At 40.3% G+C, this 26,648-nt stretch carries 24 protein-coding genes and 1 pseudogene; 16 read left to right on the top strand and 9 right to left on the bottom strand.

Features of this window, described 5'->3' with window-relative positions:
* Positions 1–241: 241 nt before the first annotated feature.
* Positions 242–832: a hypothetical protein gene (locus B4U84_RS24740; protein WP_026082045.1), complete on the bottom strand. Its 591-nt coding sequence runs from the start codon at positions 830–832 to the stop codon at positions 242–244.
* Between the two features lie 203 nt (positions 833–1,035).
* Here B4U84_RS24740 and B4U84_RS24735 point away from each other — a divergent pair, with 203 nt between their 5' ends.
* Positions 1,036–1,674: a sigma-70 family RNA polymerase sigma factor gene (locus B4U84_RS24735; RefSeq protein ID WP_131120866.1), complete on the top strand. Its 639-nt coding sequence runs from the start codon at positions 1,036–1,038 to the stop codon at positions 1,672–1,674.
* 90 nt (positions 1,675–1,764) lie between these two features.
* On the top strand, positions 1,765–2,808 hold the full coding sequence (locus B4U84_RS24730) for a tetratricopeptide repeat protein (RefSeq protein ID WP_131120865.1): 1,044 nt from the start codon (positions 1,765–1,767) through the stop codon (positions 2,806–2,808).
* A gap of 200 nt (positions 2,809–3,008) precedes the next feature.
* Here the strand turns inward: B4U84_RS24730 and B4U84_RS24725 are convergent, their stop codons facing one another.
* Positions 3,009–3,707 (bottom strand): hypothetical protein, encoded by a 699-nt coding sequence (locus tag B4U84_RS24725; protein ID WP_242677693.1) that lies wholly within the window; start codon positions 3,705–3,707, stop codon positions 3,009–3,011.
* A 238-nt stretch (positions 3,708–3,945) separates the two neighbouring features.
* Here B4U84_RS24725 and B4U84_RS24720 point away from each other — a divergent pair, with 238 nt between their 5' ends.
* The 5 genes from B4U84_RS24720 to accD all read left to right on the top strand — a co-directional run bounded on the left by B4U84_RS24720 (position 3,946) and on the right by accD (position 10,009).
* Positions 3,946–5,535, top strand: coding sequence for a glycoside hydrolase family 57 protein (locus B4U84_RS24720; protein WP_131120863.1), 1,590 nt, complete (start codon positions 3,946–3,948; stop codon positions 5,533–5,535).
* A gap of 447 nt (positions 5,536–5,982) precedes the next feature.
* Positions 5,983–7,068, top strand: a complete 1,086-nt coding sequence (gene leuB, locus B4U84_RS24715) for a 3-isopropylmalate dehydrogenase (RefSeq protein WP_017312133.1) — start codon at positions 5,983–5,985, stop codon at positions 7,066–7,068.
* 94 nt (positions 7,069–7,162) lie between these two features.
* Entirely contained in the window at positions 7,163–7,423 is a 261-nt protein-coding gene (locus B4U84_RS24710; protein ID WP_131120862.1) for a hypothetical protein, read from the top strand.
* Between the two features lie 126 nt (positions 7,424–7,549).
* Positions 7,550–8,365, top strand: coding sequence for a prepilin peptidase (locus B4U84_RS24705; protein ID WP_131120861.1), 816 nt, complete (start codon positions 7,550–7,552; stop codon positions 8,363–8,365).
* Between the two features lie 684 nt (positions 8,366–9,049).
* Positions 9,050–10,009, top strand: coding sequence for an acetyl-CoA carboxylase, carboxyltransferase subunit beta (gene accD, locus B4U84_RS24700; RefSeq protein ID WP_017312136.1), 960 nt, complete (start codon positions 9,050–9,052; stop codon positions 10,007–10,009).
* A 266-nt stretch (positions 10,010–10,275) separates the two neighbouring features.
* On the opposite strand, the gene B4U84_RS24695 is transcribed toward accD, so the two are convergent.
* Complete coding sequence (locus tag B4U84_RS24695; protein WP_131120860.1) at positions 10,276–11,748, bottom strand: MFS transporter; 1,473 nt, start codon at positions 11,746–11,748, stop codon at positions 10,276–10,278.
* A gap of 381 nt (positions 11,749–12,129) precedes the next feature.
* On the opposite strand from B4U84_RS24695, the gene B4U84_RS24690 reads away from it, so the two are divergent.
* The 3 genes from B4U84_RS24690 (at position 12,130) to B4U84_RS24675 (ending at position 15,709) form a co-directional block, all read left to right on the top strand.
* Positions 12,130–13,371: an ABC transporter substrate-binding protein gene (locus B4U84_RS24690; RefSeq protein ID WP_131120859.1), complete on the top strand. Its 1,242-nt coding sequence runs from the start codon at positions 12,130–12,132 to the stop codon at positions 13,369–13,371.
* Positions 13,372–13,498: 127 nt separating this feature from the next.
* Positions 13,499–14,293, top strand: coding sequence for an LmeA family phospholipid-binding protein (locus B4U84_RS24685; protein WP_017312139.1), 795 nt, complete (start codon positions 13,499–13,501; stop codon positions 14,291–14,293).
* 213 nt (positions 14,294–14,506) lie between these two features.
* Entirely contained in the window at positions 14,507–15,709 is a 1,203-nt protein-coding gene (locus B4U84_RS24675) for an argininosuccinate synthase (protein ID WP_131120858.1), read from the top strand.
* 157 nt (positions 15,710–15,866) lie between these two features.
* On the opposite strand, the gene B4U84_RS24670 is transcribed toward B4U84_RS24675, so the two are convergent.
* On the bottom strand, positions 15,867–16,496 hold the full coding sequence (locus B4U84_RS24670) for a DedA family protein (protein WP_017312142.1): 630 nt from the start codon (positions 16,494–16,496) through the stop codon (positions 15,867–15,869).
* Between the two features lie 597 nt (positions 16,497–17,093).
* On the opposite strand from B4U84_RS24670, the gene B4U84_RS24665 reads away from it, so the two are divergent.
* On the top strand, positions 17,094–17,447 hold the full coding sequence (locus tag B4U84_RS24665) for an STAS domain-containing protein (protein ID WP_017312143.1): 354 nt from the start codon (positions 17,094–17,096) through the stop codon (positions 17,445–17,447).
* A 252-nt stretch (positions 17,448–17,699) separates the two neighbouring features.
* On the opposite strand, the gene B4U84_RS24660 is transcribed toward B4U84_RS24665, so the two are convergent.
* Both B4U84_RS24660 and rpsF read right to left on the bottom strand, forming a co-directional pair.
* Entirely contained in the window at positions 17,700–18,260 is a 561-nt protein-coding gene (locus B4U84_RS24660; protein ID WP_026082049.1) for an Npun_F5560 family protein, read from the bottom strand.
* 258 nt (positions 18,261–18,518) lie between these two features.
* Positions 18,519–18,839 carry a 30S ribosomal protein S6 gene (gene rpsF / locus B4U84_RS24655; RefSeq protein ID WP_017312145.1) on the bottom strand — a complete coding sequence of 107 codons (321 nt, stop codon included), beginning with the start codon at positions 18,837–18,839 and terminating at the stop codon, positions 18,519–18,521.
* A gap of 394 nt (positions 18,840–19,233) precedes the next feature.
* On the opposite strand from rpsF, the gene B4U84_RS24650 reads away from it, so the two are divergent.
* Complete coding sequence (locus B4U84_RS24650) at positions 19,234–20,007, top strand: fumarylacetoacetate hydrolase family protein (protein ID WP_131120857.1); 774 nt, start codon at positions 19,234–19,236, stop codon at positions 20,005–20,007.
* Between the two features lie 3 nt (positions 20,008–20,010).
* Here B4U84_RS24650 and B4U84_RS24645 read toward each other — a convergent pair whose 3' ends face one another.
* On the bottom strand, positions 20,011–20,490 hold the full coding sequence (locus B4U84_RS24645; RefSeq protein ID WP_017312147.1) for a Tic20 family protein: 480 nt from the start codon (positions 20,488–20,490) through the stop codon (positions 20,011–20,013).
* A gap of 88 nt (positions 20,491–20,578) precedes the next feature.
* A complete protein-coding gene (locus tag B4U84_RS24640; protein ID WP_131120856.1) occupies positions 20,579–20,776 on the bottom strand; it encodes a hypothetical protein in 198 nt (65 codons plus the stop codon).
* A 485-nt stretch (positions 20,777–21,261) separates the two neighbouring features.
* Between B4U84_RS24640 and glyA the strand changes: the two genes are divergently transcribed.
* Both glyA and tilS read left to right on the top strand, forming a co-directional pair.
* A complete protein-coding gene (gene glyA, locus B4U84_RS24635; RefSeq protein WP_017312149.1) occupies positions 21,262–22,545 on the top strand; it encodes a serine hydroxymethyltransferase in 1,284 nt (427 codons plus the stop codon).
* Positions 22,546–22,659: 114 nt separating this feature from the next.
* Positions 22,660–23,724 carry a tRNA lysidine(34) synthetase TilS gene (tilS, locus tag B4U84_RS24630; RefSeq protein WP_131120855.1) on the top strand — a complete coding sequence of 355 codons (1,065 nt, stop codon included), beginning with the start codon at positions 22,660–22,662 and terminating at the stop codon, positions 23,722–23,724.
* 25 nt (positions 23,725–23,749) lie between these two features.
* On the opposite strand, the gene hmpF is transcribed toward tilS, so the two are convergent.
* On the bottom strand, positions 23,750–25,510 hold the full coding sequence (gene hmpF, locus B4U84_RS24625; RefSeq protein WP_131120854.1) for a pilus motility taxis protein HmpF: 1,761 nt from the start codon (positions 25,508–25,510) through the stop codon (positions 23,750–23,752).
* A gap of 266 nt (positions 25,511–25,776) precedes the next feature.
* Between hmpF and B4U84_RS24620 the strand changes: the two are divergent.
* Both B4U84_RS24620 and B4U84_RS24615 read left to right on the top strand, forming a co-directional pair.
* Positions 25,777–26,094, top strand: a pseudogene (locus B4U84_RS24620) (response regulator); the annotation flags it as partial.
* Positions 26,095–26,275: 181 nt separating this feature from the next.
* Entirely contained in the window at positions 26,276–26,641 is a 366-nt protein-coding gene (locus B4U84_RS24615) for a response regulator transcription factor (RefSeq protein ID WP_017312153.1), read from the top strand.
* Positions 26,642–26,648: the final 7 nt, after the last annotated feature.

Here is a 26,648-nt window from a genome sequence, read left to right as displayed (position 1 = left end):
CATAAAATGACATAAGCTGACGTGGGCTTAGTACAAGTCCGCTAAAACGGACTCAAACACTCTCCTTGTCATATTTATCAGACTTTAGCTATGCAGTCCATAAATTTTTTGGCTGAATGAAAAGCTGATATAAAACTCAGATTTTAAGACATCTGAATAATAATTTCTTATTAGTACAAGAAGATGGATTTATCCGTTGGGTCAACCCAAAATCCAAAATCTAATGACTATTTGATAAATATTAATTCGCTACTTCAGCCATTTCAATAACTCGCCCTTCGTAATCTTTGACCAAAAAATTTAAGGGTTTTCTGCTGCGAATTTTGAATTTCAGTCCTCGCACTTCTACCCGCATTAAAATCATTTCCATACATTCATGGTCAAAGCAAACGTGGCGTTGTTGATTTTTTGTGCCTAAACTAGCTCCTGTAATTACGTGCAACTGAATGTTTTTCTTTAGTTGATACCAAAGTCCTTCACTCCCATTCGACATTTTGTTAGCAAAGGAAGGACTGCTTCCTAAGTAAAGCGGATCAACTCCTGTTGCGCCTATAGTTTGTTCATAATTGTAGTAGTAGTGTAGCGGTACTTCTGCTGCTGGTAAATCTAAAAGTCCTTCATACAACTGTCGTGCAATTTCCAGATCCGACACCATAACGGTATATACCTTTGGCGCACTGGTAAGGAACATCCACATGGCGCCGGCATAGGCAGCTAGTAGCATCACCATTATGCCTTGGGTAGAGAAAAGGCTATCTAATGGTATAGAAGGCAAAAAAGAGCCAAAAGTATATGTATTAACCAACAATGGTGTCACACTTGCTATAAACATGAACAGAATCGGGAATTATATATAAGGGAGTCGCTTTTGTTTTGTAAATTATGACTTAAATTAAAGTCTTTATTTCTAGTGTACCAAGTGCTAGTCTGCCTTGGTGTTAGTTCAAAAACAGGCTTACACCAACAGACTATGCGATTAATTACTAAAGATTGCTATTGCTAAGTTAATTCTAACAACATAAGCTGATTCGGACTGTGCAAATTCCTCATTTTCCTGAAGCTAATCATCCTCTAGTGAAGTCACTGTTCCATCACACTGATCCCGAACTCGTCAGGTTGTTCCAGCAACATCCAGAGTCGGGAAGATACTTTACAGCTATTTTTTGCCGTTATAGCCCTATAGTTTATACAGTGATTCGTCATTCGGCGCGATCGCCAGTACAAGCAGATTATTTATTTGCTCTAACTTGGCGACATATCTACTATGAGTTGGCTGGATTTAATCTCGGTAGCACTCAACCTGGTAGGGAAAGTCTGACTTTACAAAATTGGCTAATTGATCACACTGCTTGCTGCATCAACGAGATTGAACTTCCTCCCACAGAAGCAATTCATTATTCCCTCAAAGCGACTTCTGTACCTTTATGGTGTTATTTAGAACAAGCTCTCGATCAAATGACACCAATATTACGCTTGATGGTGTTGATGGCTCAAACCTTCCATTGGAGCGAAACAAGAATAGCAGCCTATCTACAAGCTGAAGGAGAAGCGATCGCCCCCAGCGAAGTAGCAAATTTTCTCCAAGAAGGTTATCGTATGCTAGAATATAAATTACCAACAGATATACGTGCTATTTATTTAGGTGAAAATTTACTGCCACCTGCTATTGCGTAGAAATAACTAAATAATGTGTTTCCTAGTAACAAAAAACAATCAATATTACCTCACTTTCTTCTTCAAACCGCAATTTTACGGTAAAAATTTATGAAAAAATGGGATTTGATACCTTGGTCTCCCTTTCCCTTACCCTTTGTAGTTGCTAGTTTCATACTTCATCCCATAGTGGTGAATGCTGGGGATATTACTGAACAACTCCATCGTCAGACAGATAAATCTATAGTCCAAGAATCAACAAATCAAGCAGATATTTTACTGCGAATTGGTCAGCAGCAACAGGCTTCTAACAGACCTGACAAAGCAATCGAGTCTTGGTTACAAGCACTCTCAATTTATCATTCGATTGGTGATCTCAATGCCCAGGGTTTAATTTATGATTACCTTGGTAGAGGTTATGTGCAATTAGGTCGTTACAAAGAAGCAGAAAACGCCATACGCAGACGCCTAGCGATCGCTCGTGATACCCATGACTTTCAAAGTCAAATCTTTGCCCTGAATAATATAGGTACACTGCTATTGCAACAAGGCGAACCAAATGCTAGTTTGCAAACTTTAAAAGAAGCTCTGGAAATTGCTCACCATCTAAAAAATCTTGAAGGTCAAGGACTATCTTTAAGTAATTTAGGGCTAGCAAATGCGAGGTTAGGAAATTACAACAAAGCCATTAAACTTTATGAGAATGCTTTAACTTTCCGGCGTCAGGTTCGTGATTCCATCGGTGAAGCTAATACTCTGAATAATTTAGGTGAGACCTACCTAGCAGCAGGAGATTATCAAGGTACAATCGGAACTTATGGATCAGCACTGCGGATTGCAAAATATAGTGGCGATCGCGTCAACGAATTACGAGCAATTGATGGTTTAGTGACTGCTCATAGTTCTGTAGGACGCTATGAACGTGCTTTTGATTTGTTACAGCAGCGATTAAAACTAGCTCAAGAACTACAAAATCGACATGAAGAATTAAAATCTTTTGAGTCTTATGCTCAGTTATACGAGCAAATAGGTAATTTCCCAACCGCCCGTAATTTTTATGAAAGGGCTATTAATTTAGCAAAAGTGCTAGAAGACAGTAAGCAAGAAATGCAATTACTTGACCGACTCACTCAAATGATACAAAAAGCTAAATAGACTTAATAAATAAGCCTTTTAACCCATTTGGATTATGTTTTTTCTCTGAGCCAGCTATTTATTTGAGGACGGGATGTCGTTGCTTATGAAATCCATCGGACTCACATTAATCTAAAATCTAAAATTGAATGACAAATAACAAATAACAAATAACAAATAACAAATGACGATCCCTATGAATTAACTTTATTTGTACTGATTTACTTTGGTAAATTTGTTGTAGATGATGATTGTAAAAAACGTCTATCTAGCTTGGTGACAATATCTTTGACAGATATAGAAGGTTGTTTTTCAGTTAAATACATTACTGCGGTAAATGATCCAAAATTACTACGACGGAAGCCGACTACATCGAAATTTACTGGTAGATCTTGCACTTTTGCACCTAAACTAAATCCAGTAGAATTATTAGCTAGTTTATTCGTTTCTGGGAGAGTTTTGTAACCTAACAATTGAACTTGCTGATCTGATGGCAATGTTTGTTGTAGTTTTTTGATTTCTTTCTCAAATTCTGGTTTTTGTACTTGCTCTAAAGCAGCATCGAATTGAGCTTGTTGGTTTGGATTTGCTAGCATTCCCGTAAAGCCTAAAACTACTTCCATTTTTTTGGGATCTATAAAGGCAAAAAAGTTATTTAATGGCAGATTTTCTTTAGCAATTAGCTGTTTAAAAGGTTCCAACTGAGTAGCTATGGCCTCTTTTAGTTCTGGTGGAACTTCTTTATAGCCAGACGGCAAATCTTGAAGTGTAAGTGTAGTGGTTTGTATAGGTGCTTTTTTTTCTAAGACTGGAGAAGTTGGTTCTTGGGGTGTATCAACAGAAGGAACTGCTTGAACTGGGATAGCTACAAAAACAGCAGTGGTGAAGATAGATAAACTTAAAGCAATTTGCTTTTTCATTTGTAATAATTTCATTTTGCTCACAAGCTCAACAATCGAAGGTAAACAACAAACACCCTTACCCCACTATAAATTTGTGGGCAATCCCTCCAGGATAGCTGCTTTTTTTGAGCCTAGAGTGTCACTCATCATAAAAGAATTGGCTAAAGCCTGTTACGATCCCCAGAAAGTCTTAAAATATTGTTAACTTCTGCCAAATCCCCAACCTTCGATATATCAATACCACCCCGGAATAATTATGGCTATCGGCTACGTTGCGCTAGTACTTCATGCACATCTGCCCTTTGTCCGGCATCCAGAAAGTGACTATGTACTGGAAGAAGAATGGCTTTATGAAGCTATTACAGAAACTTATATCCCTTTACTACGAGTTTTTGAAGGTTTAAAGCGAGACGGTGTAGACTTTAAAATTACTATGAGTATGACACCACCTTTGGTGTCTATGTTGCGTGATCCGTTGCTACAAGAACGCTATGATGAACACTTAGCAAAGTTGGAAGAACTTGTAGAACTAGAAATTGACCATAATACTCACAACGGTCATATTAAATACTTAGCCGAACATTACGCTAGTGAATTTAACTCTACACGACAAATCTGGGAGCAATATAAAGGTGATTTAGTAACAGCTTTTAAGCAGTTCCAAGATACAAATAATCTCGAAATCATCACATGCGGTGCTACCCACGGTTATCTACCACTGATGAAAATGTATCCACAATCTGTGTGGGCGCAATTAAAGGTAGCCTGTGAACACTATGAGGAAATTTTTGGATGTCCGCCTAGAGGAATTTGGCTACCTGAATGTGCCTACTATGAAGGTTTAGAGCGGATGTTGGCAGATGTTGGGTTGCGCTATTTTCTGATTGATGGACATGGTATCCTCTACGCCCGCCCCCGTCCCCGGTTTGGCACTTACGCCCCTATTTTTACAGAAACTGGTGTGGCTGCTTTTGGACGTGATCATGAATCCTCTCAACAGGTATGGTCTTCTGAGGTAGGTTATCCTGGTGCGCCGGAATATCGAGAGTTTTACAAAGATTTGGGTTGGGAAGCTGAATACGAATACATCAAGCCCTACATTATGCCCAATGGTCAGCGAAAAAATACGGGCATCAAGTATCATAAGATTACTGGTAGAGGTCTCGGACTAGCAGACAAAGCCCTCTATGATCCTTACTGGGCAAGAGAAAAAGCTGCCGAACACGCAGCTAACTTCATGTATAACCGGGAGCAGCAAGTCGGTCATCTCTACGGTATTATGCACCGTCCACCAATTGTGGTTTCGCCCTATGACGCAGAATTATTTGGACATTGGTGGTACGAAGGACCCTGGTTTATAGATTATTTGTTCCGCAAGTCATGGTATGACCAACAAACGTATCAAATGACTCACTTAGCAGATTATTTGCGCGCTCATCCTAATCAACAAGTTTGTCGTCCATCTCAATCAAGCTGGGGTTTCAAGGGTTTCCACGAGTATTGGTTGAATGAAACGAATGCGTGGATTTACCCACATTTACATAAAGCTGCTGAACGTATGATTGAGTTATCTAACAAAGAAGCAGCTGATGAACTGGAATGGAAAGCACTTAACCAAGCAGCAAGAGAGTTGCTTTTAGCACAATCTTCCGACTGGGCATTTATTATGCGGACAGGAACAATGGTTCCCTATGCTGTGAGAAGGACGCGATCGCATCTCATGCGGTTTAACAAACTCTACGAAGATATCAATATTGGCAAAATCGATAGCGGTTGGTTAGAAAAAGTCGAGTTTATGGATAATATCTTCCCCAATATCAACTATCGCGTCTACCGTCCGTTATAATTCCAAAATACGACCACTAATGCACACAGATAAACACTCAATCATATTATTTGTGTGCATTTTTTGTGATCCTAACTAGTACTTCACCACACTCGCTATGAGGGGTTTGTAGTGAGGACTTAAGTCCTCTATGAGCGCTTAAGCGCTCACTACGAACCCATCAAAGTTGACTTGTCAGACCACTAGTAGTCTGGCAACCCAACTTTGCTAGGTAAACCAATTTTAGATTCACCTTCTTTTCCTCTTCCTTTGCGTACTTCGCGTCTACCCTCCGGGAACGACTTTGTCGAACGCGGTTCCTTCCCTTACCCATCAAAGTTAGGTTGTCAGACTACTAGTTAGCTTTATTTGTGGCCGACTTTAAGATATATTTTCCATGCCATTGGTGCCATTGCTCGATATGATATTTTTCTGCAAGCTTAAACATTCATCCCATTAAAACTAACTATGGCACAGCAATACCGCATTACCTTACTTCCTGGCGATGGCATCGGCCCTGAAATTATGGCTGTGGCGGTAAACGTGCTTAAAGTCGTGGAAAAAAAATTTGATCTTCAGTTTGAATTTCAAGAAGCACTGATCGGCGGTGGAGCAATTGACGCCACAGGAGAACCCCTACCAGCAGCTACTTTAGATGTATGCCGCAACAGTGATGCAGTATTATTAGCGGCGATTGGTGGTTATAAGTGGGATTCTTTGCCATCTCATTTACGTCCAGAAGCAGGTTTACTTAGACTACGTGCAGGTTTGGAATTATTTGCTAATTTGCGTCCGGCAAAAATCATACCCCAATTAATTGATGCTTCTACTTTGAAACGTGAAATCGTGGAAGGCGTTGATATTATGGTAGTGCGCGAACTCACTGGTGGAATTTACTTTGGTAAACCCAAGGGAATTTTTGACACGGAAACTGGTGAAAAGCGTGGTGTCAATACAATGGCCTACACCGAGTCTGAAATTGATCGCATTGGTAGAGTCGCATTTGAAATCGCACGCAAACGCCAAAGCAAACTCTGTTCAGTAGATAAAGCCAATGTTTTAGAAGTATCACAACTGTGGCGCGATCGCATGACGAAGTTAGCAGCGCAATATCCGGATGTGGAACTTACTCATCTGTATGTAGATAATGCTGCTATGCAGTTAGTACGCGCTCCTAAACAGTTCGATACTATTGTCACAGGGAACCTGTTTGGCGATATCCTTTCAGATGCTGCTGCTATGCTCACTGGTAGCATTGGCATGTTGCCTTCTGCTAGTTTAGGTGCTTCTGGTCTAGGAGTGTTTGAACCTGTTCATGGTTCTGCTCCTGATATTGCTGGACTTGATAAAGCTAATCCCTTAGCCCAGATTTTGAGTACAGCCATGATGCTGCGCTATGGTTTAAACCAAGCCGCCGCCGCAGACTATGTGGAAAAAGGTGTGTTGCAAGTTTTAGCAAATGGCGCTCGTACTGGAGATATCATGTCTTCGGGTATGCAACTGTTGGGTTGTCGTGCAATGGGTGAGGCGTTAATTCAAGTATTGGAAGAATAATCTGCCCTAGTAGCAACCGAAAATTTTAGCAACCATTGCTGAAACTTTCGTATACACTATTAACACAAAACCTCATAACTATACCCCATAAGTTGTGTACGCTTTACGACAAGAACAAGCAAACTATACCAGGTCTAAGAACCAGCCACCTTTGATTGATCCTGCCATCATCAGAGCAGCTGGTAAAATCTACTACACTTACTGCGAAGTACATCCTGAAGTGGCTGGACAAGCATCTGGTGTAGCAATTAACCGTGATACTCATCGTGGCAAGGTGATTTTTAATGCTCAAGCAGCCCTCTTGCCCGCAGAATGTTTTGTACCTTTGAATCAAATTGAATCGCATATGTATTAGAGACGCGATGAATTGCGTCTGTACAATAGTCATTGGTCATTAGTTATTGGTGTTATACAAATGACATAGACGCCTAAGCGTTTACCCGCAGGGTAGGATACAAGACAAATGACAAAGCACTGAATTATGGATACTTTGATGCTCATCCTGGCAAATTTAATTGTATTTGCCTTGGGTATTTCTATTGGCAGTTTTATTAATGTTGTAGTTTATCGGCTTCCTGCTGGCTTATCTTTGCTTTTTCCTCCTTCTCGCTGTCCCCATTGCTTAACTAAACTTAAGCCATACGATAATATACCAGTGCTAGGTTGGCTATGGTTAAAAGGCTGTTGTCGTTATTGCCAAGGTAAGATTGCTCTGCGCTATCCAGTGGTAGAAGTGGTGACAGGATTGTTATTTTTACTAATTTTCTGGAATTTTGATGCATCTTTGTTGACTATTGGCTACTGGGTATTTTGTAGTTGGTTACTAGCACTATCACTGATTGATTTAGATACAATGACTTTACCAAACCAACTGACTCAGTCAGGATTAGTGATTGGGATAGTATTTCAAGCAGTAGTTGGTTTTTTGCCTAATTCTAGCTGGACAGCAGTAGCTAGTAACTTGATGATAGCGAGCTGGGGAATAGTGTTAGGATTGTGGCTGTTTGATGCGATCGCTACAGTTGGTTCAATTATTTTTGGTAAAACTGTAATGGGTGGAGGTGATGCCAAGCTAGCAGCCATGATGGGAGCCTGGTTAGGTTGGAAGTATTTACTCTTGGCTGCTTTTGTTGCTTGTTTGTTGGGAGTATCCGTAGGTGGCAGTATGATCATCTTATCGCGGCGAAGATACGGATATAAAATGCCTTTCGGCCCGTTTCTGGCTCTTGGATCTGTAGTAACTTTATTTGGTGGAGAGACAATTTTGTCTAGCTACTTACGGTTGTTTGTAAATTGAAGGTAAAAGGGAACAACGAATAGAGACTTGCATGGAACATTTGCACATATATTCTTTGCAGAAAGCCGAAACATGAACTTACAAGGAGATCGGAAAAAAGCTCGCCATTTCAGGACACCGCTACTTATCAACCTTCAACTGTAAACTTCATTACCCTTAATAGTATTTAACTTCTGTTAAGATTAATCCTGTAACGATGGATAAGCTTCTTTACAAAATTAACAGTGTAAAAACTAAACTAATGCAGCAAAATCTAGCTGTTAACCACATATCAACAAATTATTATTGGTCTGGGGATGAAATTTTATTTCAGGGATGGTATATCCGTAACTTTGCAGGTAACTTTTGGATATGAAGGATTAAAACAAAGCAATATTTTCTCTGATCTCACTTTGAAATTTACCGTGTCCAATAAGCAACTGTATATTCTTCGTACCTGAAAAATTATAAACATCTTGGCATCTAGAACAACACACTTGAACTGGTTTACTTATTTTCGTTAAGCTGACAAGCACAGATGCAAAACTAGATCTGAAATATTGCTTATAAGACAAAGTTTGTTGTGTAGTCATTAGTGATTGAGTCATTACTACAAACTAAACACAAGTGACGAATGACAAATGACAATGACTCCTCCAAAGGGATAAACCTGTTTTTGACATACTCTACTGGCATAAGAAACAAATGGCAAACAACGAAGAATCACGTGGTTTAAAATCTCTGTTTGATTGGTTTGCAAACCGACGGAAATCAGGACCTATCAGTTTAGAACGCCAAGAACGTGAAATCGCAGATGGACTATGGAACAAGTGTCCTAAATGTGGTGTATTAAGTTACGCCAAAGATTTAAAAGCAAATTTCATGGTATGCACCGAATGTGGACATCATAATCGGGTAGATAGTGATGAGCGCATCCGTCAGTTGATAGATTCTAATACCTGGAGACCGCTTGATGAACAATTGCGTCCTGGCGATCCTTTGGGATTCCGTGATCGCAAAGCCTATAGCGATCGCCTCCGGGAAACACAAGAAAAACTCGGCTTGGTAGATGCTGTCAAAACAGGATTAGGTGAAATCAACGGTTTACCAATCGCCCTGGGAGTCATGGATTTTCGCTTCATGGGTGGAAGTATGGGTTCAGTCGTAGGCGAAAAACTCACCCGCTTAATAGAACAAGCTACTCAAAGACGGTATCCTGTAGTCATCGTTTGCACATCTGGTGGAGCAAGAATGCAAGAAGGAATGCTCTCACTTATGCAGATGGCAAAAATTTCCGCAGCTTTAGAACGGCATAAAGAAGCACGGTTGTTGTATGTACCGATATTAACTAACCCTACCACAGGTGGAGTTACCGCCAGTTTTGCTATGTTAGGTGATATCATCATAGCAGAACCCAAAGCAACTATTGGTTTTGCAGGTCGGCGAGTGATCGAGCAAACCCTACGAGAAAAACTACCTGATGATTTCCAAACTGCGGAAGATTTATTAAAACACGGCTTTGTTGATGAAATTGTGCCGCGTACCCAATTAAAAAGTACTTTAACTCAGTTAATCTCTCTACATCAGCCCCCCGCTACAACTAACACTCACAATGTAGTGTTGTGGGAAAAAACTATGAGTTTAAGTTCGACGCTTGCAGAATAGTCAAGGGTAAAAGCATTTTGTCTTAGTGTCTAAGTGGTGAAAAAATAAACCTTAATTTAACCACCCTTCAGGTTCGCCACCTTGCCAAGTTCCCTCCGGGACGCTACTTTGAACGTGACGGGAAGCGGAGCCACTGCGTTGGACGGGTTCCCCGGCTTGTAGCACGTGGCGTCCAAGACGGCAAGTGGACTCACCAAGACACTAAGACACCAAGTCGAATTGTAAACAATGATCTGATGAAAGCAGGTTCTTAGCAGCCCAAATGCCTAACCTCTAACCCTTAGTCTAAACGGCCGAAAAATTTGGAAGGCTTGGATAAAAGACTGTCCCCGTGACTCTTGCACAAAAATAAGTGGTAAAAGTGCAACAAGCCTAAATATTGTGGAGAAAACGAACAATCCTAGTAAACCTCCACAAAAATTAATTTGTACGAGAAAACCACCCAGAATTGTACCGAAAGCACCACACAAGCCAGCAACCGCTGCTATAGTTGCAAAATATACCGACTGATTTCTGACTGGTGCAACTTCTAGCTGCATATTGTTACCGCACAAATCAATAGCCGCCCCAGTTCCTCCCAAGAAAAGGTGTAATATTGGCAACCATAGCCATAGATCAAGGGGAGTGTAGCCAATACCTAACCACAATAAAGGTGCGATCGCTACTAAAATTCCAATAAAGAATAGAACAGAACGATTGCCGATTTTATCTGCTAATCTCCCCCAGAGAATCAACATTAACATATTTGCCCCTGCTTGCAGGCTGCTGTAAACAGTTACCCAACTAACATCTAAGTTCAAGGTATCTAACATGTAAAGATTGAAAAAGGGGTTACAAAGGTTAACAGCAAACATCCATATACTGAAGTAGAGCAAAATCATTAAAAAATTAGTGTCGTTGCGGATATTCTGCCAAAATTTGGGTTGAGAGACCAAGTTAACATCTGTTATTTGCCCCTTGGTAGTTATATCTAAATTTTTTGCATCTGTAACTACAGCATTTTGTACTTGAGGATTGATATCTAGTTTAAAGTACTGACAGAGCAAACTCATTATCCCAAACAAAATACCTGTAAACAGTACTACTCCGTAACCTTGGAGAGTACCGCCATACCAATGAGATATAGCCAATCCAGCTAAAGGTACGCAAATCAAATTGGTCAAGCTAGCAACACTGTTGCGTATGCCAAAATATCGCCCCCGCAAGCGTCGATGGACTAACGTGGCTATCCATGAAAGCCAAGATGCACTACCTAAACCACCCCAAAGATGGCTTACTGAGACAATCAAGAGTGTTAATGTAATTAACTGCTGAGAATCAATTAGTTTGCGGCTAAAGGCTGCTATACCAATTACTAAAATCAACCATATTAGTCGAGAAGGTGCATAAATTAATAGAGAATACTGACAGCGACTGTGAAAACGTTCTGATATATAAGCACCCAGAGGTTGAATTAAATTCACCAGCATAGGAATAGAAGCAAGCAGTCCAAAAGCTACTGGACTAGCGCCCAATTCTACTAAAAAATTACTCAATAAAATGCCGCCAGTCGTAATACCAAAAATGCCTGCAAATATACCATCCAGGGTTGAAGCCTTGAGGCTAGTACGAATAGCATCTTTGGAAAATTTGTCTCTATCTATTGGTAGAATATCAGAAGGAATAGTTGTTTTTGAAATTTCAATTTCAGAAATTTTTGATATTATAGATGAATCGGTTTCCATCTGATCATGATTCATAAACGGAGTTGATAATTAATCATTAATTGTTGATTGCTATGACCTATTAGCTATTAGCTACATCTGCTTTTAAGGCGAGAAAATTACTTTTTGTTTTTCTTTGTTCTTGTCTTATTGAGAAAAACTAAAATATATCAATGTTTCGAGACATATCTTCTTCACTCAGAATCAATGTCAATTGTTAGTTATTCTACCGTGCATGTATTAATAAAAATTTAATTTTTTTAAAATTCATTCCAGAGTAAGAGAAACTATAAGAAGAATGTTAATTATGCGGCGGCGAATAAATTCGCCCATGGCTTACCCCGGCACATGAATTAAGGCTTCTTCGTCGCGGAGATTCTGGTGAGCAAAAGAATTTTTGGGAAATTTTTGGCGTTCATGGTAGCGGTCGCTCTTTGTATGATTGGTTGCCAGAATTCGCCTTTGCCCCACACTACCACGACAACCACTCCAGTCATCCTAAAACTTAGCGGTTGGGGTGCAGATCCGACTGAGCAACAACTATTGAAACGAGTACTCAAAGACTTTGAGGCACAGCATCCAGGTATCAGAATAAAGTATGAGGTCATCGCCGACCAATACATGGATGTGATTAAAACGCGCTTGATTGGCGAAGCAGCACCTGATGTCTTCTATTTGGATGCTTTTGAGGCTCCTTTTTTAATGAGCCAGAACGTTCTAGAGCCATTAGACGCTTATGTTAACCCGGAATTTGACCTAGCTGATTTTGAGGAGACAATACTTAACAGCTTTAAGTATGACAATCATATATATGGTTTACCTAAAGACTACTCTACCCTAACTCTTTTTTACAACAAGCGAGCTTTTGTTACCGCAGGCTTAACAAGTCCTCCCACAACATGGGATGAATTGCGTACCTACTCCAAAAAGTTGACAGTAGATCAAAACCAAGACGGAAAAATTGACCAATACGGTTATGGCATTATCCCAGAGTTAGGGCGTCAAGCTTACAAAATCAAAGCCTTTGGTGGACAACTTGTAGATGCAAATGGTTATGCTGTATTTGCTTCGGAACCTGGGATCAAAGGATTAGAGTTGGTAGTAGATCAGTATCAAAAAGACCATACCGCCGCTCAAAAATCGGACGTTGGAACAAACTCAGGTAGTGAAATGTTTGGTCAAGGTAAAGTCGCAATGGTGATTGAAGGTAACTGGGCTATTAACTACCTGAAAGAAACTTTTCCTCAATTAGATTTTACTACCGTAGAAATACCAATTATAAATAACAAAAAAGGCACAATGTTATTTACTGTTGCCTACGTCATGAACAAACAAACACAACATAAAACCGAAGCTTGGGAGTTGATTTCCTATCTCACAGGTAAAGAAGGTATGGAAAAGTGGACAGCAACAGGCTTTACTTTACCGACACGTAAATCAGTAGCTGAAAAATTGGGTTACGACAAAGACCCATTGCGATCGCCCTTTGTTGCAGGAGTCAGTTATGCTATGCCTTGGCAAGCAGGTAAATACCCCGCCGCCATTATGAACAACTTTGATAATCAATTTATCAGTGCTTTACTGGGACAACAACCGCTACAACAGGCGATGCAACGGGCGCAAACACAAGCAAATAAATTAATTCGAGCCATGGAATAAAATAAGATCATTCCACAAATATGCAACACCCACACTTAACCATTAACACAACTAATCCCTAGATGGTTGCTGTTCTCTTCACAATTTGTTACAAAAATACAAAGAACTTCTAGAGACATCAACCAAAATGTTCGGCGGACTTACTGGTTTAACAAATCCAAAAGGCACAGACTGGGGAGAGCAGATGCTCAACACTGTTGCTACCCAAACAATTCGCCATCTGTTCACCAAAAGCGAGTCAGTAGAAGTCTTTGTCCGTTGTCACCCTTCCAGCAAGCTATTGCAAGGCAGCATCGATAGCTTCACAATGAAAGGTCGTGGCTTGGTTATCCGTAAAGATTTTGCTGCTGAAGAAATTTTTATCGAAACCGATGCGGTTGCTATTGACTTTAGCTCTGTTTTAAGTGGCAAACTCAGTCTCAAGCAACCCACCCAGGCGATCGCTCAAGTTGTATTGACAGAAGCAGGTATTAACCGGGCCTTTAAAGCAGAACTAGTGACAAAGCGACTATTGAATCAATCTTTACCTGCTTTAACTGCATTATCTGGTGGAAAGCCAGTCTCATTTATTGACGTGCAAGTAGAACTATTGACAGAAAATCGACTGCGAATTTTGGCAAAAGCGGATTTGGACAACGGTGAACTTGTGCCAATCAGTATGACTGTAGCTGTGAGTATTGAACGGCGGCGGCGTATTTCTTTTACCAATCAAGGAATTGATCTTGAACAAGTACCGGAAGCACAGCGAGAACTTTCGCAAAACTTGAGTCTGGCGTTGGTAGAAATTCTGGATAACATGGTTGATTTAGATCGCTTTGACTTAGATGGAGTCAAAATGCGACTGAATCGATTAGAAACGGAGGGAAAACGATTAATTTTCAGTGGATATGCGGAGATAGAGCGTATACCCCGGAGTGGATAAACTGATTTTGGATTTTGGATTGGAAAACTTTTTATAGAGCTAGTCTTTTTCTAAGCTCTACCTCTAGTTGTTCATCAGTACTAACCACTACCCGCCCTGGCTTGGCTCTGTTCACTGTACTAATAAACTTAAGAATCACCCTAGCTTTAGCCTGGTGAGTGTCAATTGGATATAATATTGACTCGGTTATTTGTTTTTTGACTGGAGAAGCTAATGGGTCGCGCCAAAAAGGTTGTCCTGGCATATTCTGGGGGAGTAGATACATCGGTGTGCATTCCCTACCTCAAGCATGAGTGGGGTGTAGAAGAAGTAATTGCTTTAGCAGCAGACTTGGGACAGGGAGATGAATTAGAACCAGTCCGAGAAAAAGCCCTGAAATCAGGTGCAAGTGAGTCATTAGTGGCAGATGTTAAAGAGACGTTTGTCAAAGATTATGCATTTCCTGCCATTCAAGCCAATGCGCTTTATGAAAATCGCTATCCTCTTGCAACAGCCTTAGCTCGTCCGCTGATTGCTAAAGTTTTAGTAGAAACAGCAGAAATATACGGTGCAGATGCGATCGCTCACGGCTGCACTGGTAAAGGTAACGATCAGGTGCGTTTTGATGTATCTGTTGCAGCCCTCAACCCCAACCTCAAAATTCTCGCACCTGCACGGGAATGGGGTATGAGTCGTGAGGAAACCATTGCTTACGGAGAAAAATTCGGCATTCCTGCACCCGTGAAAAAGTCTTCTCCTTACAGTATTGACCGCAATTTCCTTGGTCGGAGTATCGAAGCCGGAATCCTGGAAGACCCTACAGTGGAACCACCAGAAGAAATTTATTTATTAACAAAGGCGATCGCTGATACCCCCAACGAGCCAGAATATATTGATATTGGTTTTATAAGAGGTATTCCTACCAGTCTCAACGGTGAAACAAAAAGACCGATTGAATTAATCGAACATCTCAACCAAGTTGCAGGAAATCACGGTGTTGGGCGCATCGATATGATTGAAAATCGCTTGGTAGGGATTAAATCGCGGGAAATCTACGAATCTCCCGCAATGGTAGTGTTAATTCAAGCCCATCGCGATTTAGAAAGTTTAACTCTCACAGCAGATGTTACCCATTACAAACGGGGTATAGAAGAAACTTACAGCCAAATGATTTATAACGGCTTGTGGTACAGTCCCCTGAAAGCAGCCCTAGATGCTTTTATTCAAAAAACACAAGAGCAAGTATCTGGAACAATTCGAGTCAAGCTATTTAAGGGTAACGCTACCATAGTTGGGCGTCATTCCGAAAACTCTTTGTATACTCCTGAGTTAGCAACCTACGGAGCTGATGACAAATTTGATCATAAGGCAGCCGAAGGTTTTATTTACGTTTGGGGTTTGCCAACTCGGATTTGGGCGCAGCACGGTAGGGAATAGGGGATTGGGGATCGGGGAAGGTGGGGCCCCCTCTGGGGATAAGGGGTAACGGGGATCGGGGATCGGGGATTGGGGATCGGGGATTGGTTATTCTGCTCCCTGCTAAGAGCTCCCTGCTCCCTTGTCCCCCTTTGCCCCCCTTGTCCCCCTTGTCCTCTTAATCCCCAGTCCCTATTCTCTGTTGCCTAGCTTCTAGCCACAGGGGAATAATGATAAAGGCTGCAAGAATTAATAGGGCAGCGATCGCAAATTTACTAACCCACGCAACCAACTGTTCTAGGGAAACAACAGTACCAGCAAAAAATGCCAGTGTCACCATCACCCCACCCCACGCAGTCGCCCCGATGAAGTTATAAAAAAAGAATTTTCCAAAAGGTATTCCAGCTATACCAGCCATAGGTGCAGCAAAGATTCTCAATAAGGCTAAGAAACGCCCAAAGAAGATTGCTTTTGCTGCATTTTCACTAAATTGCTCTTTTATAGTCAACAGTCGAGCTTCTGAAAATCTAAACAGGCTGCCAATTCGTACTAGAATTGGCCAGCCCCCTGTCCTACCAACCCAATAACCGCAAATACCACCAATTACGGCTCCCGCAACAGCATCACCCAGAACTAGCCAGTAATTTAATTCATGACTACCAGCTAGGAACCCACCGACGAGGGTTACGGTTTCACCAGGAATGGGAATGCCCAAGTTCTCTAACAATATTCCGAAAAAAATTGCCCAGTATCCATAATCATGGGCAATTCTCTGGATATTTTCTAACGAGATAAATTCCAAAGACATTCAGCACCGCAGCCTTTACAAATGTTTACTTTTACTATATCTTGTCTCGTGTTTTAATAGGGTGTCAATCGAGTGTTTGAAAGACACATGAACTACATTTAAGTACCTGTTAACTTTAAATAAACTTTATCAAACTCATCAATTTCTCTGAACTGGGGAAATCGCTAAATTCGATTTCAAGAATGCTCTTACTCACTATTTTAGTGGGATTGCAGGGAAAATACATTTTTATCAACACTTTACTTAGTATTTATTTTGACGTCATAACCACTGTTTCTGTACATTAAGTTCTACCACATCAGTACATGTACAGAAGTAAAGCAAAATTTTTTTATGAAAAATTTATAAACTTCCTAGCTAATTATAAAAATTTTGTAAAAAGTACATGTAGTACTAAAATTCTTAGAGGGTTATGCCTATATTGAGGAAAGATTAAGATAAATTATACGGCATGAATACTGAAATTATTCGTCTCAACCGTACTATTGTAAGGCTACCAATTTTCTAAGGAAAGCAGTATTATTACGGTTGTAAACAAAGCGGTTTTTATGCCTGTTTTTTTGTTTTTTGATTGATTCAATAACCCAGTAAAAATTTATGACTCTCACATCAGAACGCCAAATCATCTTGTTTCAGCCTCAAGGACGCATGGATTTAGAGGGTAGTGTGGCTTTCAGTGAAAAGGTGACTGAATTATTACCCCAGCGTGATCAACTCTGGGTGATTGATTTAGCTGAGGTGGATTTTATGGATAGCTCCGGTTTAGTTGCTTTGGTTAATGGATTGAAAGCTGCACGACAAAATGGTTGTCGTTTAGTACTGTGCAACGTACAAACACCTGTGAGGTTAGTTTTAGAACTGACTCAACTCGATTCAGTATTTGAAATTGTTCACAATCAAGAAGAAATATTGGGTTTTGTAAACAAAAGTAATTTGTTGCTGGTACGTTAAAATTGCCACTCCGTACTTGAAAACTAATGGTTAGGTCAAGCAGTGGCTTTGCAGTACTAGGTTTTGCATTTTCTAGGCTACTCAAAGCAGCTAGGGTGGGAAACAATTTTTTGATAAACTTTTTGGCTAAAGCTGTTGATTCTCTCAATAATTGGTGTTTTTGCTAGTAAGGACTACTGAATCACTAAAAGCAACCATAATCCATTACCAGTTGCAACTGCCATGCCACATGCTGACATAGCCAAAATAAGTTTAAGCATTCTGCACAGTAGAAATATTACCTGCCTCAGATGCCATGGGTGGAAAATTTGGTAAATCAATAGCGCTGTGAGAAGTCGTACGAGTTTTCTGGGCTAAACGATAACTCACACTTTGCAGTTCTGCTTGTAACTGACGGTTTTCTCGTTGTAGCATTGCGACTTTTTCTCTAACTGGAGTCATACGCTCATCAAATTTACGGCGATAAATTTGTGGTAGTTCCTGTACTACTTGCTCCAGCATCCGACTGCGATCGCTTAGTTCTTGCACCGACTGACGCAACTGATAGATTTCAGTATCTCGATTAGAAATTTGTTCTTGATAAAAAGCTACTTGTTTTTCAACTGCTTCTAGTTGTTCTCGCAAAGCTTGAAGCTGACTTTGATAACGCTCAGACATTTCTGGCTGGGGCATAAAATTAGCATTACCCTTCACCAGTCGGAACAGTTCTTGAGACAGCTGTTGCACTAATTGATCACGAAGTTGCAATTCTTGACGCAACTTTGATAGTTCTGTAGAGAGAGCTTGAATATTGGAGTTATCAGTTTGGCTCACAGTGGCAACTAGCTCCGGTGAATAATCTTTCCCCTTATTAGGTATAAACGCGGTTGTACTACTTTTGGCTAATACTTCCAATTACTAGTTAATTTAGCATTCCCGGAGAATTCGGCAAGTAGAAAAACGAATTTTTTTTTACTTTCTTAAAATATAAATAACTAGTTCTTAGTTGTTAGTGGGTTTGAGTAAATAAATAATCTATTAACCACTAACCAACGGGCGCAAAGCTTTGCGCCCCTGCTGTCCACTAACTACTTATGCTGCTTCTGTAGAAGCCTTTGGCTCTTCTACCTGTTGGTTGAGTGTTAGGTAGCGAATAACTTCCTCGCTCAGACGCATAGCGCGTTCCAACACAGCAATCATTTTGCCTGGACCAGTGTAGTTCAATTGGATATATATGCCATCTCTTTGCCTTTGAATTTCATAAGCTAAACGACGCTTACCTCGATTCTGACTTTGAATTTTGTCAGCACCTTGTTCCCGTAGCAAGTTCTCATACTTAGCAATAATTTGCTCTACTTGCTCATCACCCAAGTCAGGACGCAAGATGTACATTGTTTCGTAAACTGTTTGCATGGCTTTAAATCTCCTTTTGGACTGTGTGGCTGCTGGTGTCAATAATTAGTAAAAGTATTTATTTATACAATTCAACTAACTATACATACAGCAACAAGGAATTACGATCTTACAAGAAATTTGCCAAAGTGTGAAATCTTTTATTTGTGATGTTTAGGAGTTTGACACAATTTCTGAGCGTAGCGTTTTTTAAGAGTGAAATTAAAATATGATCCAACAAGGAGGTGAATGATAAGAATTTTAGATTTTGTGAAATGTTTGTAGAACTACCTTCTTCGGCTTACCGCAAGGGTGCGCCAGTTTCCGGCAATTAGTCATTAGTTTATAGACTTCGGACTGTAGACAATTGACTTTAGAAGCGATTTGATTACAAACAGAGGTACTTATCAAAGTTATGGCGCAGCGCTTTGTGCGAGTTCAGAATCCAGAAGGGCAGATTTATTATGGTTTGCTACAACTTTCGATGAAAGTGCAGGTGCTGGATGCTCCCCCCTGGTTACAAGGTCAACCCACGGATTTAATATTAGAACCAGATGACTACGAAATTTTGGCTCCCTGTGCGCCTTCAAAAATCGTGGCTGTTGGCAAAAATTATGCAGAACATGCGGCGGAAATGGGAACTGATGTTCCTCCTGAACCACTGCTTTTTTTCAAACCGCCCACATCTGTCATTGCTTCGCTAGGAAAAATTCAGTATCCACCCCAGTCACAACGAGTAGACTATGAAGGAGAATTAGCATTAGTTATTGGCGATCGCATTTTTAATTGCACACCCCAAGAAGCCCAAATGAAAATTTGGGGCTATACAATCGCCAATGATGTGACAGCGCGAGACTTACAAAGAAAAGATAGTCAATGGACGCGAGCAAAAGGCTTTGATACGTTTTGTCCCCTAGGACCGTGGATTGTGCGCGAAATCAGCCCAGGAGCCAGACTACAGACTTTCTTAAATGAAGAGCCTGCTCCTGTACAATCTGCAACTATCGACCAAATGGTTTTTCCCCCAGATTATCTTGTATCTTACATCAGTCAGGTAATGACACTGTTACCGGGGGATATTGTGCTGACAGGTACGCCTGTGGGAGTTGGGTCTCTGAAAATCGGCGATCGCGTCCGTATAGAAATTGAAGGTATTGGTCGCCTGGAAAACACAGTAGTAGGTAGTTGATCGCTAACGTGGCAGTTGCATGTATACTGCATCAGAAATAGCAGGAATTTCTGCATAACGCCCTAACAGCGACTGGATTATAGAATATACAGATGCTGCCACTATTCCTAGAAAAATTGTAGTATACAAGGTTTGGATCGCAAAACCTCCAGATGGAAGCAGTCCTACAATATCAGTTAGGATTCCAAACAAGAAAACTACAATGTCTAAAAGAATCGCCTGCATAGTATTAAAACGAATAAAATGACTGATTTTTTCGTTTCGGACTACGAAGATAAATAAACCAAAGAAAATAATCAATCCGGCATAACGGACGCCATAGTAAATTTGCAATAATGGCACCAAGGGCAGAAACAACACTTGTACAGGTGGAAACTGTTTCAGAAAAAATTGCCCATAAGCAAAAACTTCAATAATCGGAAGTAAATAAGGTAAACAAGCAAAAATCCTGTCTTTAACTGTTGTAGATCCACGCCAAGTCATACTGCGCTCTCCTAAGATTAAAATCCAATAGTCACCTGACCCTAGAATAACGCAGTTAAGTTATTTCTTATTTCTCACACATTATGGTTCATTCTATGTTAGCAATGCGAAAACCCATCATACACTCGTACTGATCTGGTTGACGCTCAGTGATTTTGCTGATTATGTGACCGCAATATAGTTGACCTTGACGCCAACGGGGTTGACCACTACTATCAGCGAGTAGACAAGATTGACAAACTTGCTGAGGGGCAAGGATCTGATCCTCCATTAAAATTACTAGCATCCAAATCCCTCCTTTAACTCCTCAATAGTTTCTTATATTTCCCCTTAAGCTGGTATTTTGGATTGTAGATTGTAATTTAATCGCAGATGTATTTAATAATGTATTTAGTCTACTTAACAGATCAATAACCTGTTCATCAATTCAACATCTATGAATTCTCGCTTTCCAAACTCAGTTTGGAAATATGCAGTTGATAACAAACCAAAAAAATGGATCTAATTGGGCTTTAATTCTATTGTATGTTGGATCAAATATTTTGTAGTAAAAACGAATACATAAATTCATGAGAACCAACAAATTCCAGCAATGATCCATACTTGATATGTGGGTTAGCCTAAATAAATATATTACTTGTGGTGGTTGGTTGTTGATTGTTGTTTAGAACAACCACTGTAGGGGTGCAAGTCCTTGCGCCCTTACAACAACTAACAACTAACTACCAACAACCCACTTGCACACAAATTTCCATTCAAGGATAGCTAAAAGTGACTCTGACAAATTCAGATTTTTTGACTTCCTCCGATCCCGCAGTTGCCAATTTAATCAACAAAGAACTACAGCGTCAACGTGATCACTTAGAGTTGATTGCTAGTGAAAACTTTACCTCAGCAGCTGTACTGGCTGCACAGGGTTCAGTACTCACAAATAAATACGCTGAGGGTTTGCCTGGTAAACGTTATTATGGCGGTTGTGAATTTATAGATGAAATAGAGCAAATCGCCATTGACCGTGCTAAACAATTGTTTAATGCTGCTCATGCAAACGTACAACCCCACTCTGGCGCTCAAGCGAATTTTGCTGTCTTTCTAACGCTCCTAGAACCAGGAGACACGATCATGGGAATGGATTTATCCCATGGGGGACACCTGACTCACGGTTCACCTGTAAATGTGTCGGGAAAATGGTTTAAGGTTGTTCATTATGGTGTCAATCAGGAAACAGAACAACTAGACTATGACCAAATTCGAGAGCAGGCGCTAAGGGAGCGTCCTAAGCTCTTAATTTGTGGTTATTCTGCTTATCCCCGGATCATCGATTTTGAAAAGTTCCGTAGCATTGCTGATGAAATTGGTGCATATTTACTCGCAGATATTGCCCATATTGCTGGTTTGGTGGTTAGCGGTTTACATCCCAGCCCCATCCCTTATTGTGATGTGGTGACAACAACTACCCACAAAACCCTACGAGGGCCTAGAGGTGGTTTAATTATGACTCGTGACCCAGAATTGGGTAAAAAACTTGATAAAGCTGTTTTTCCTGGAACTCAGGGTGGACCATTAGAACACGTCATTGCTGGTAAAGCAGTGGCTTTGGGAGAAGCTTTGAAGCCCGAATTTAAAACTTATTCTGCCCAAGTAATTGAAAATGCTCGTGCTTTAGCTACACAACTTCAAAATCGTGGTTTTAAGCTAGTATCTAATGGGACTGAAAATCATGTCATGCTCGTAGACTTACGGAGTATAGGTATGACTGGAAAGCAAGCGGAACAGGAACTCAGTGTTGTAAATGTTACCACGAATAAAAATACCGTTCCTTTTGATCCAGCATCACCCTTTGTAACTAGTGGTCTGAGATTGGGTTCACCGGCGATGACAACACGGGGTATGGAATTAGCAGAGTTTACAGAGATTGGCAATATTATTGCCGATCGCCTGTTAAATCCAGATTCCGAAAGTGTTGCGGCTGATTGTCGGCGACGGGTAGCAGCACTGTGCGATCGCTTCCCCTTGTACCCTCATTTGGTAATTCCTGTACCAGCTTTAGCATAAAGATGTAGGGGTGTAGAGGTGTAAGAGGAAGAAAAACAATTAAATTTCACCCTTACACCCTCACACTCTTAAAAAACCTACACCTATGCGTCCATCTGCATTTCAAAATCCAAAATGGCATGGACTCCTTTACATGTAAAAACACATCGCACGATCCGATCGCGTCACCTATTTGAACGTAACCAGCACCTACTAGTAGCAGTTTCCGGTGGACAAGATTCTCTGTGTTTAATAAAATTGCTGTTAGATTTGCAACAAAAATGGGAATGGCACTTAGGTATTGCCCACTGTGATCATCGCTGGCGTTCTGATTCAGAAGCTAATGCCCAACACATAGAAAATTTAGCGAAAAATTGGGGTATATCATTTTACTTAGAGACTGTAGAAACGCAAGAGCGAGAAGCTATACAAACTGAAGCTGCTGCACGTGAATGGCGGTATAAAGTTTTGAGTGCGATCGCCCAGCAGTATAACTATAAATATGTAGTTACCGGTCACACAGCAAGCGATCGCGCAGAAACCCTAATTTACAACTTAATTCGTGGTACTGGGGCTGATGGTTTGCAAGCTTTAACTTGGCAACGTCCACTTGTTAATGGCATCATGCTAGTGCGACCACTTTTAGAAATCACCCGCGCCGAAACCGGGCTATTTTGTGAGGATTTTCAACTACCGATCTGGGAAGATTCTACAAATCAAGATTTAAAATACGCCCGTAACCGTATTCGCCAAGAATTATTACCATATTTGTGCCAAAATTTTAACCCGAAAGTAGAATCAGCTTTAGCCCAAACAGCAGAACTACTGCAAGCAGAAGTAGAATACTTAGAAAAAGCTGCTCAAGAGTTGCGAGAAGAAGCAATGAGCAAAGAAGGAGAAGACACAGTGGATTTATCAACAATACTCTCCGTGTCACCGTATGAGAATGTCCCCATTTCCTCTTGTTCTGTTCCTCTCAAACTCAATCGTCATGTATTACAAAAAGCCCCTCTTGCTCTGCAAAGACGGGTAATACGGCAAGTATTACAACAAATACTTCCTATAAGTCCTAGTTTTGAGCAAATAGAGAAACTTACAACCTTAATAACAGCACCAAATAAATCGCAAACCGATCCATTTCCCGGTGGTGCGACAGCGAGAGTAGAAGGTGATTGGATCTGGATTAGAAATTATTTATGAATCTCTAACCCCTAGTCCCTAATCTCTATGTCCCTACTAATTCTGGTTGAGAAATCAAATTTAAGATTACTTGACGAATTTGGGTAATAGCGTCGAGTTGGGAATCTCCAATTTGTTGAACTTCAGCAAAAGATTCAGAAACACTTTGTAGTTTATGTCGCAATCCATCCAAGGTATCTTGAATTGGTTGTAATGCTTGTTGATATAAATTTAGCTGACCTTGAGATTTAGCTGTTGTTATTCGTAAAGATAGCAAGTTCTGCTCTATTGTTTGCAGTTCCTCACGTTTCATCGACTGTTGTTGAGTTTGCTGCTCAATGTTTTCTTGCATTTGATAAATGCTATTTTTTATCTGTTCAATCTCTGTTGCTAAATTTTGTAGTATTTCTGACTGTTGTTGTCGCTGTTTTTGGATTTGTTCGAGTATCGGATTTAAATCTAATTTTTCATCTTCCTGAACATTTGCGAGGCTTTGTCCTTGTCGCCGCATTAATACTATTTTATGCTGCTTAAGAAGTGCTTGACGCTCAATTAAATGACGGCGTTGTCCCACCAAAGTTTCATTGAGCATTTGGTAGTGGTCTTTTTCATCTGCTAATTCTGTTTCCAATTGACTTCGTTCAGTTGCTGATGATTGATTGATTTTTTGTTGGATTTCTTCTATAGTTTGTTGTTTATGTTTCAGTTCTTGTTCTTGATCATTAACAAAACTAGAGTCTATATTTAACTTATCTTGTAAGTCCTGCACTATTTTTTGCAGTTCTTCTATAGGCATTTTTTCTAAAGTATCAATATCAATCTCCGCAGATGAAATTCCATCACCAGAAGTTGCAGATAAAGCGGAAATTTTTTGGTATAAGTGTTCTTGGTATTGCAGTTGTACTTCCAATATCAGAAAATACTCTTGTTTACTATTCAGAGTAACTGTGTTTTTTTGTAAATCAACTGTTTGTTGTTGTAGAGAATTTTGAGCTTGATGCAATTCATTTTGACGTTCAAAAAAAATTTGCGACAAATACTCAATTTCAGCCTGTTGTTCATCAGCTAATCTTCTTTGTTGTTCTAATTGTTCCCAATAGGGATTAAGCAAAGCTTGTTGTTTTTCCACCATTTCAAATGCTAGATGTAGATTTTCTCGGACTATTTCTGTCGGAACAACACTACTAGAAAGGCGGTCGAGCAAATCTTTGAAGGTGCGACTTTGTTCTTCATTTACCACATTTTCTTGGTGCAACTGTGCTTGATATTCTTCTAAGCGACGCTGCTCACCCCGTAAATGCTCCCAAGCTCCTTCAAGTTCTTGGCGGTTACCCTCGATTTCTTGTTGCAGCTTTTTGATATCAGTACGAGAAGTTTCCACTTCCTGTTTTTCTGCATCCAAGCGTTGAAAATCCTCCTCCATCTGCTGGAGTTGTTCTAAGCGCGTTTCCATTTCTATTTCGCGGCGGTTCAGCTCCTGCGCTTGAAATGTTAGCGACTCTTTCCATTGGTCAATTTCTTCTTCTTTCAGTTTAAATTTTTCTAGCTGACGGGAAAAATTCTGCAAAATATTTACCAACGGCCGTCCCGCTTCTTGAATTCGCTGCACTTGACGCTGAGGATTCAATTCTACGAGTATGAGCGCGCCATCATTTAATTTACTGGCTTCTTCCGCTGTAATAATTTCTTCTGCTCCAGCACTCCAAGTTTGATCTGTCCGTTGACAAGCGAGAAGTTTTAGCTCCGTTTTACCACCACCACCAAGTAAACCACCTTTTTGTTTTTGTACTTCTGCTAAATACAGCACTCCTTTAATCCTTTTGATGCACTTAATAGTTATGTTTTTGGTTATACATTAAATAATTGCGTTAACCTACCTTGTCTAACTCAAATCATAGGTAAACAAGGCAGGCAAAATATATGTATAGAAAGGAAATATCACGTTTGGATATTCATAGAAATAACTCGTTGTTTATCCAATATTTTCTACTGTTGTGAGTTATGATGACTACCGTGTGATCACCCACTAATTAGTGGTTAGTCATTTGTCATTGGTCATTTGTTTTTAATACTTATGAAGCGATCGCCATCACAAATCCCCTAGAAACACTCACCCTTGTTTTTCAATTCCAACCCGATTTAATTTTTTGTGATATTGCTATGCCACAGTTAAATGGATACGAGATTTGTGCAATGCTGCGATACTCCCAATCGTTTCGGAATATACCTATTATTATGCTCACTGCCAAAGAAGGATTTTTTACTCGAATCCGAGCCACAATGGTAGGAGCTACCGATTATTTAACCAAATCATTTGGGCATACTGAATTAGTAATTCTTGTGAAGAAATATTTAAACTACAGGGAATATAAAGTAATAAAACAAACATAGCACTTGTTGATCTGGTAGAAGATAGAGTAAAAAATAATATCTACAGAACCAGCCAGCCTAAGAAACCTCATTGTCTAGTAAAAGTGAAAAATAAAATTATTTTATACAGTAAATGCTTACGGGGAAAGCAGGGCGTGTTCCAAGTAGGGACGTCTACATCAGGAGGTAGATAGGGGGGTTTATGAGTACAGTTCTGATCGTGGAAGACAGTATCGCACAAAGGGAGATGATCACAGACCTCCTGAAAGCGAGTGGCTTAACAGTAACCCATGCTAATGACGGAATAGAAGCTTTGGAAGCAATTCAAACAACTGCTCCTGATTTAGTGGTATTAGATATTGTCATGCCCCGAATGAATGGCTACGAAGTTTGCCGCCGCTTAAAGTCTGATCCCAAAACCCAAAATGTCCCTGTGGTGATGTGTTCTTCCAAAGGGGAAGAATTTGATCGTTATTGGGGGATGAAACAAGGTGCAGACGCCTACATAGCCAAACCATTTCAACCGACTGAATTGGTGGGAACAGTCAAACAACTATTGCGAGGATAAGGATAAG

It is taken from the genome of Westiellopsis prolifica IICB1, from assembly GCF_004323185.1.
Taxonomy (GTDB): domain Bacteria; phylum Cyanobacteriota; class Cyanobacteriia; order Cyanobacteriales; family Nostocaceae; genus Pelatocladus; species Pelatocladus prolificus_A.
The sequence above is the reverse complement of the archived record's forward strand: the minus strand, read 5'-3'. Positions and strand labels throughout refer to the sequence as shown.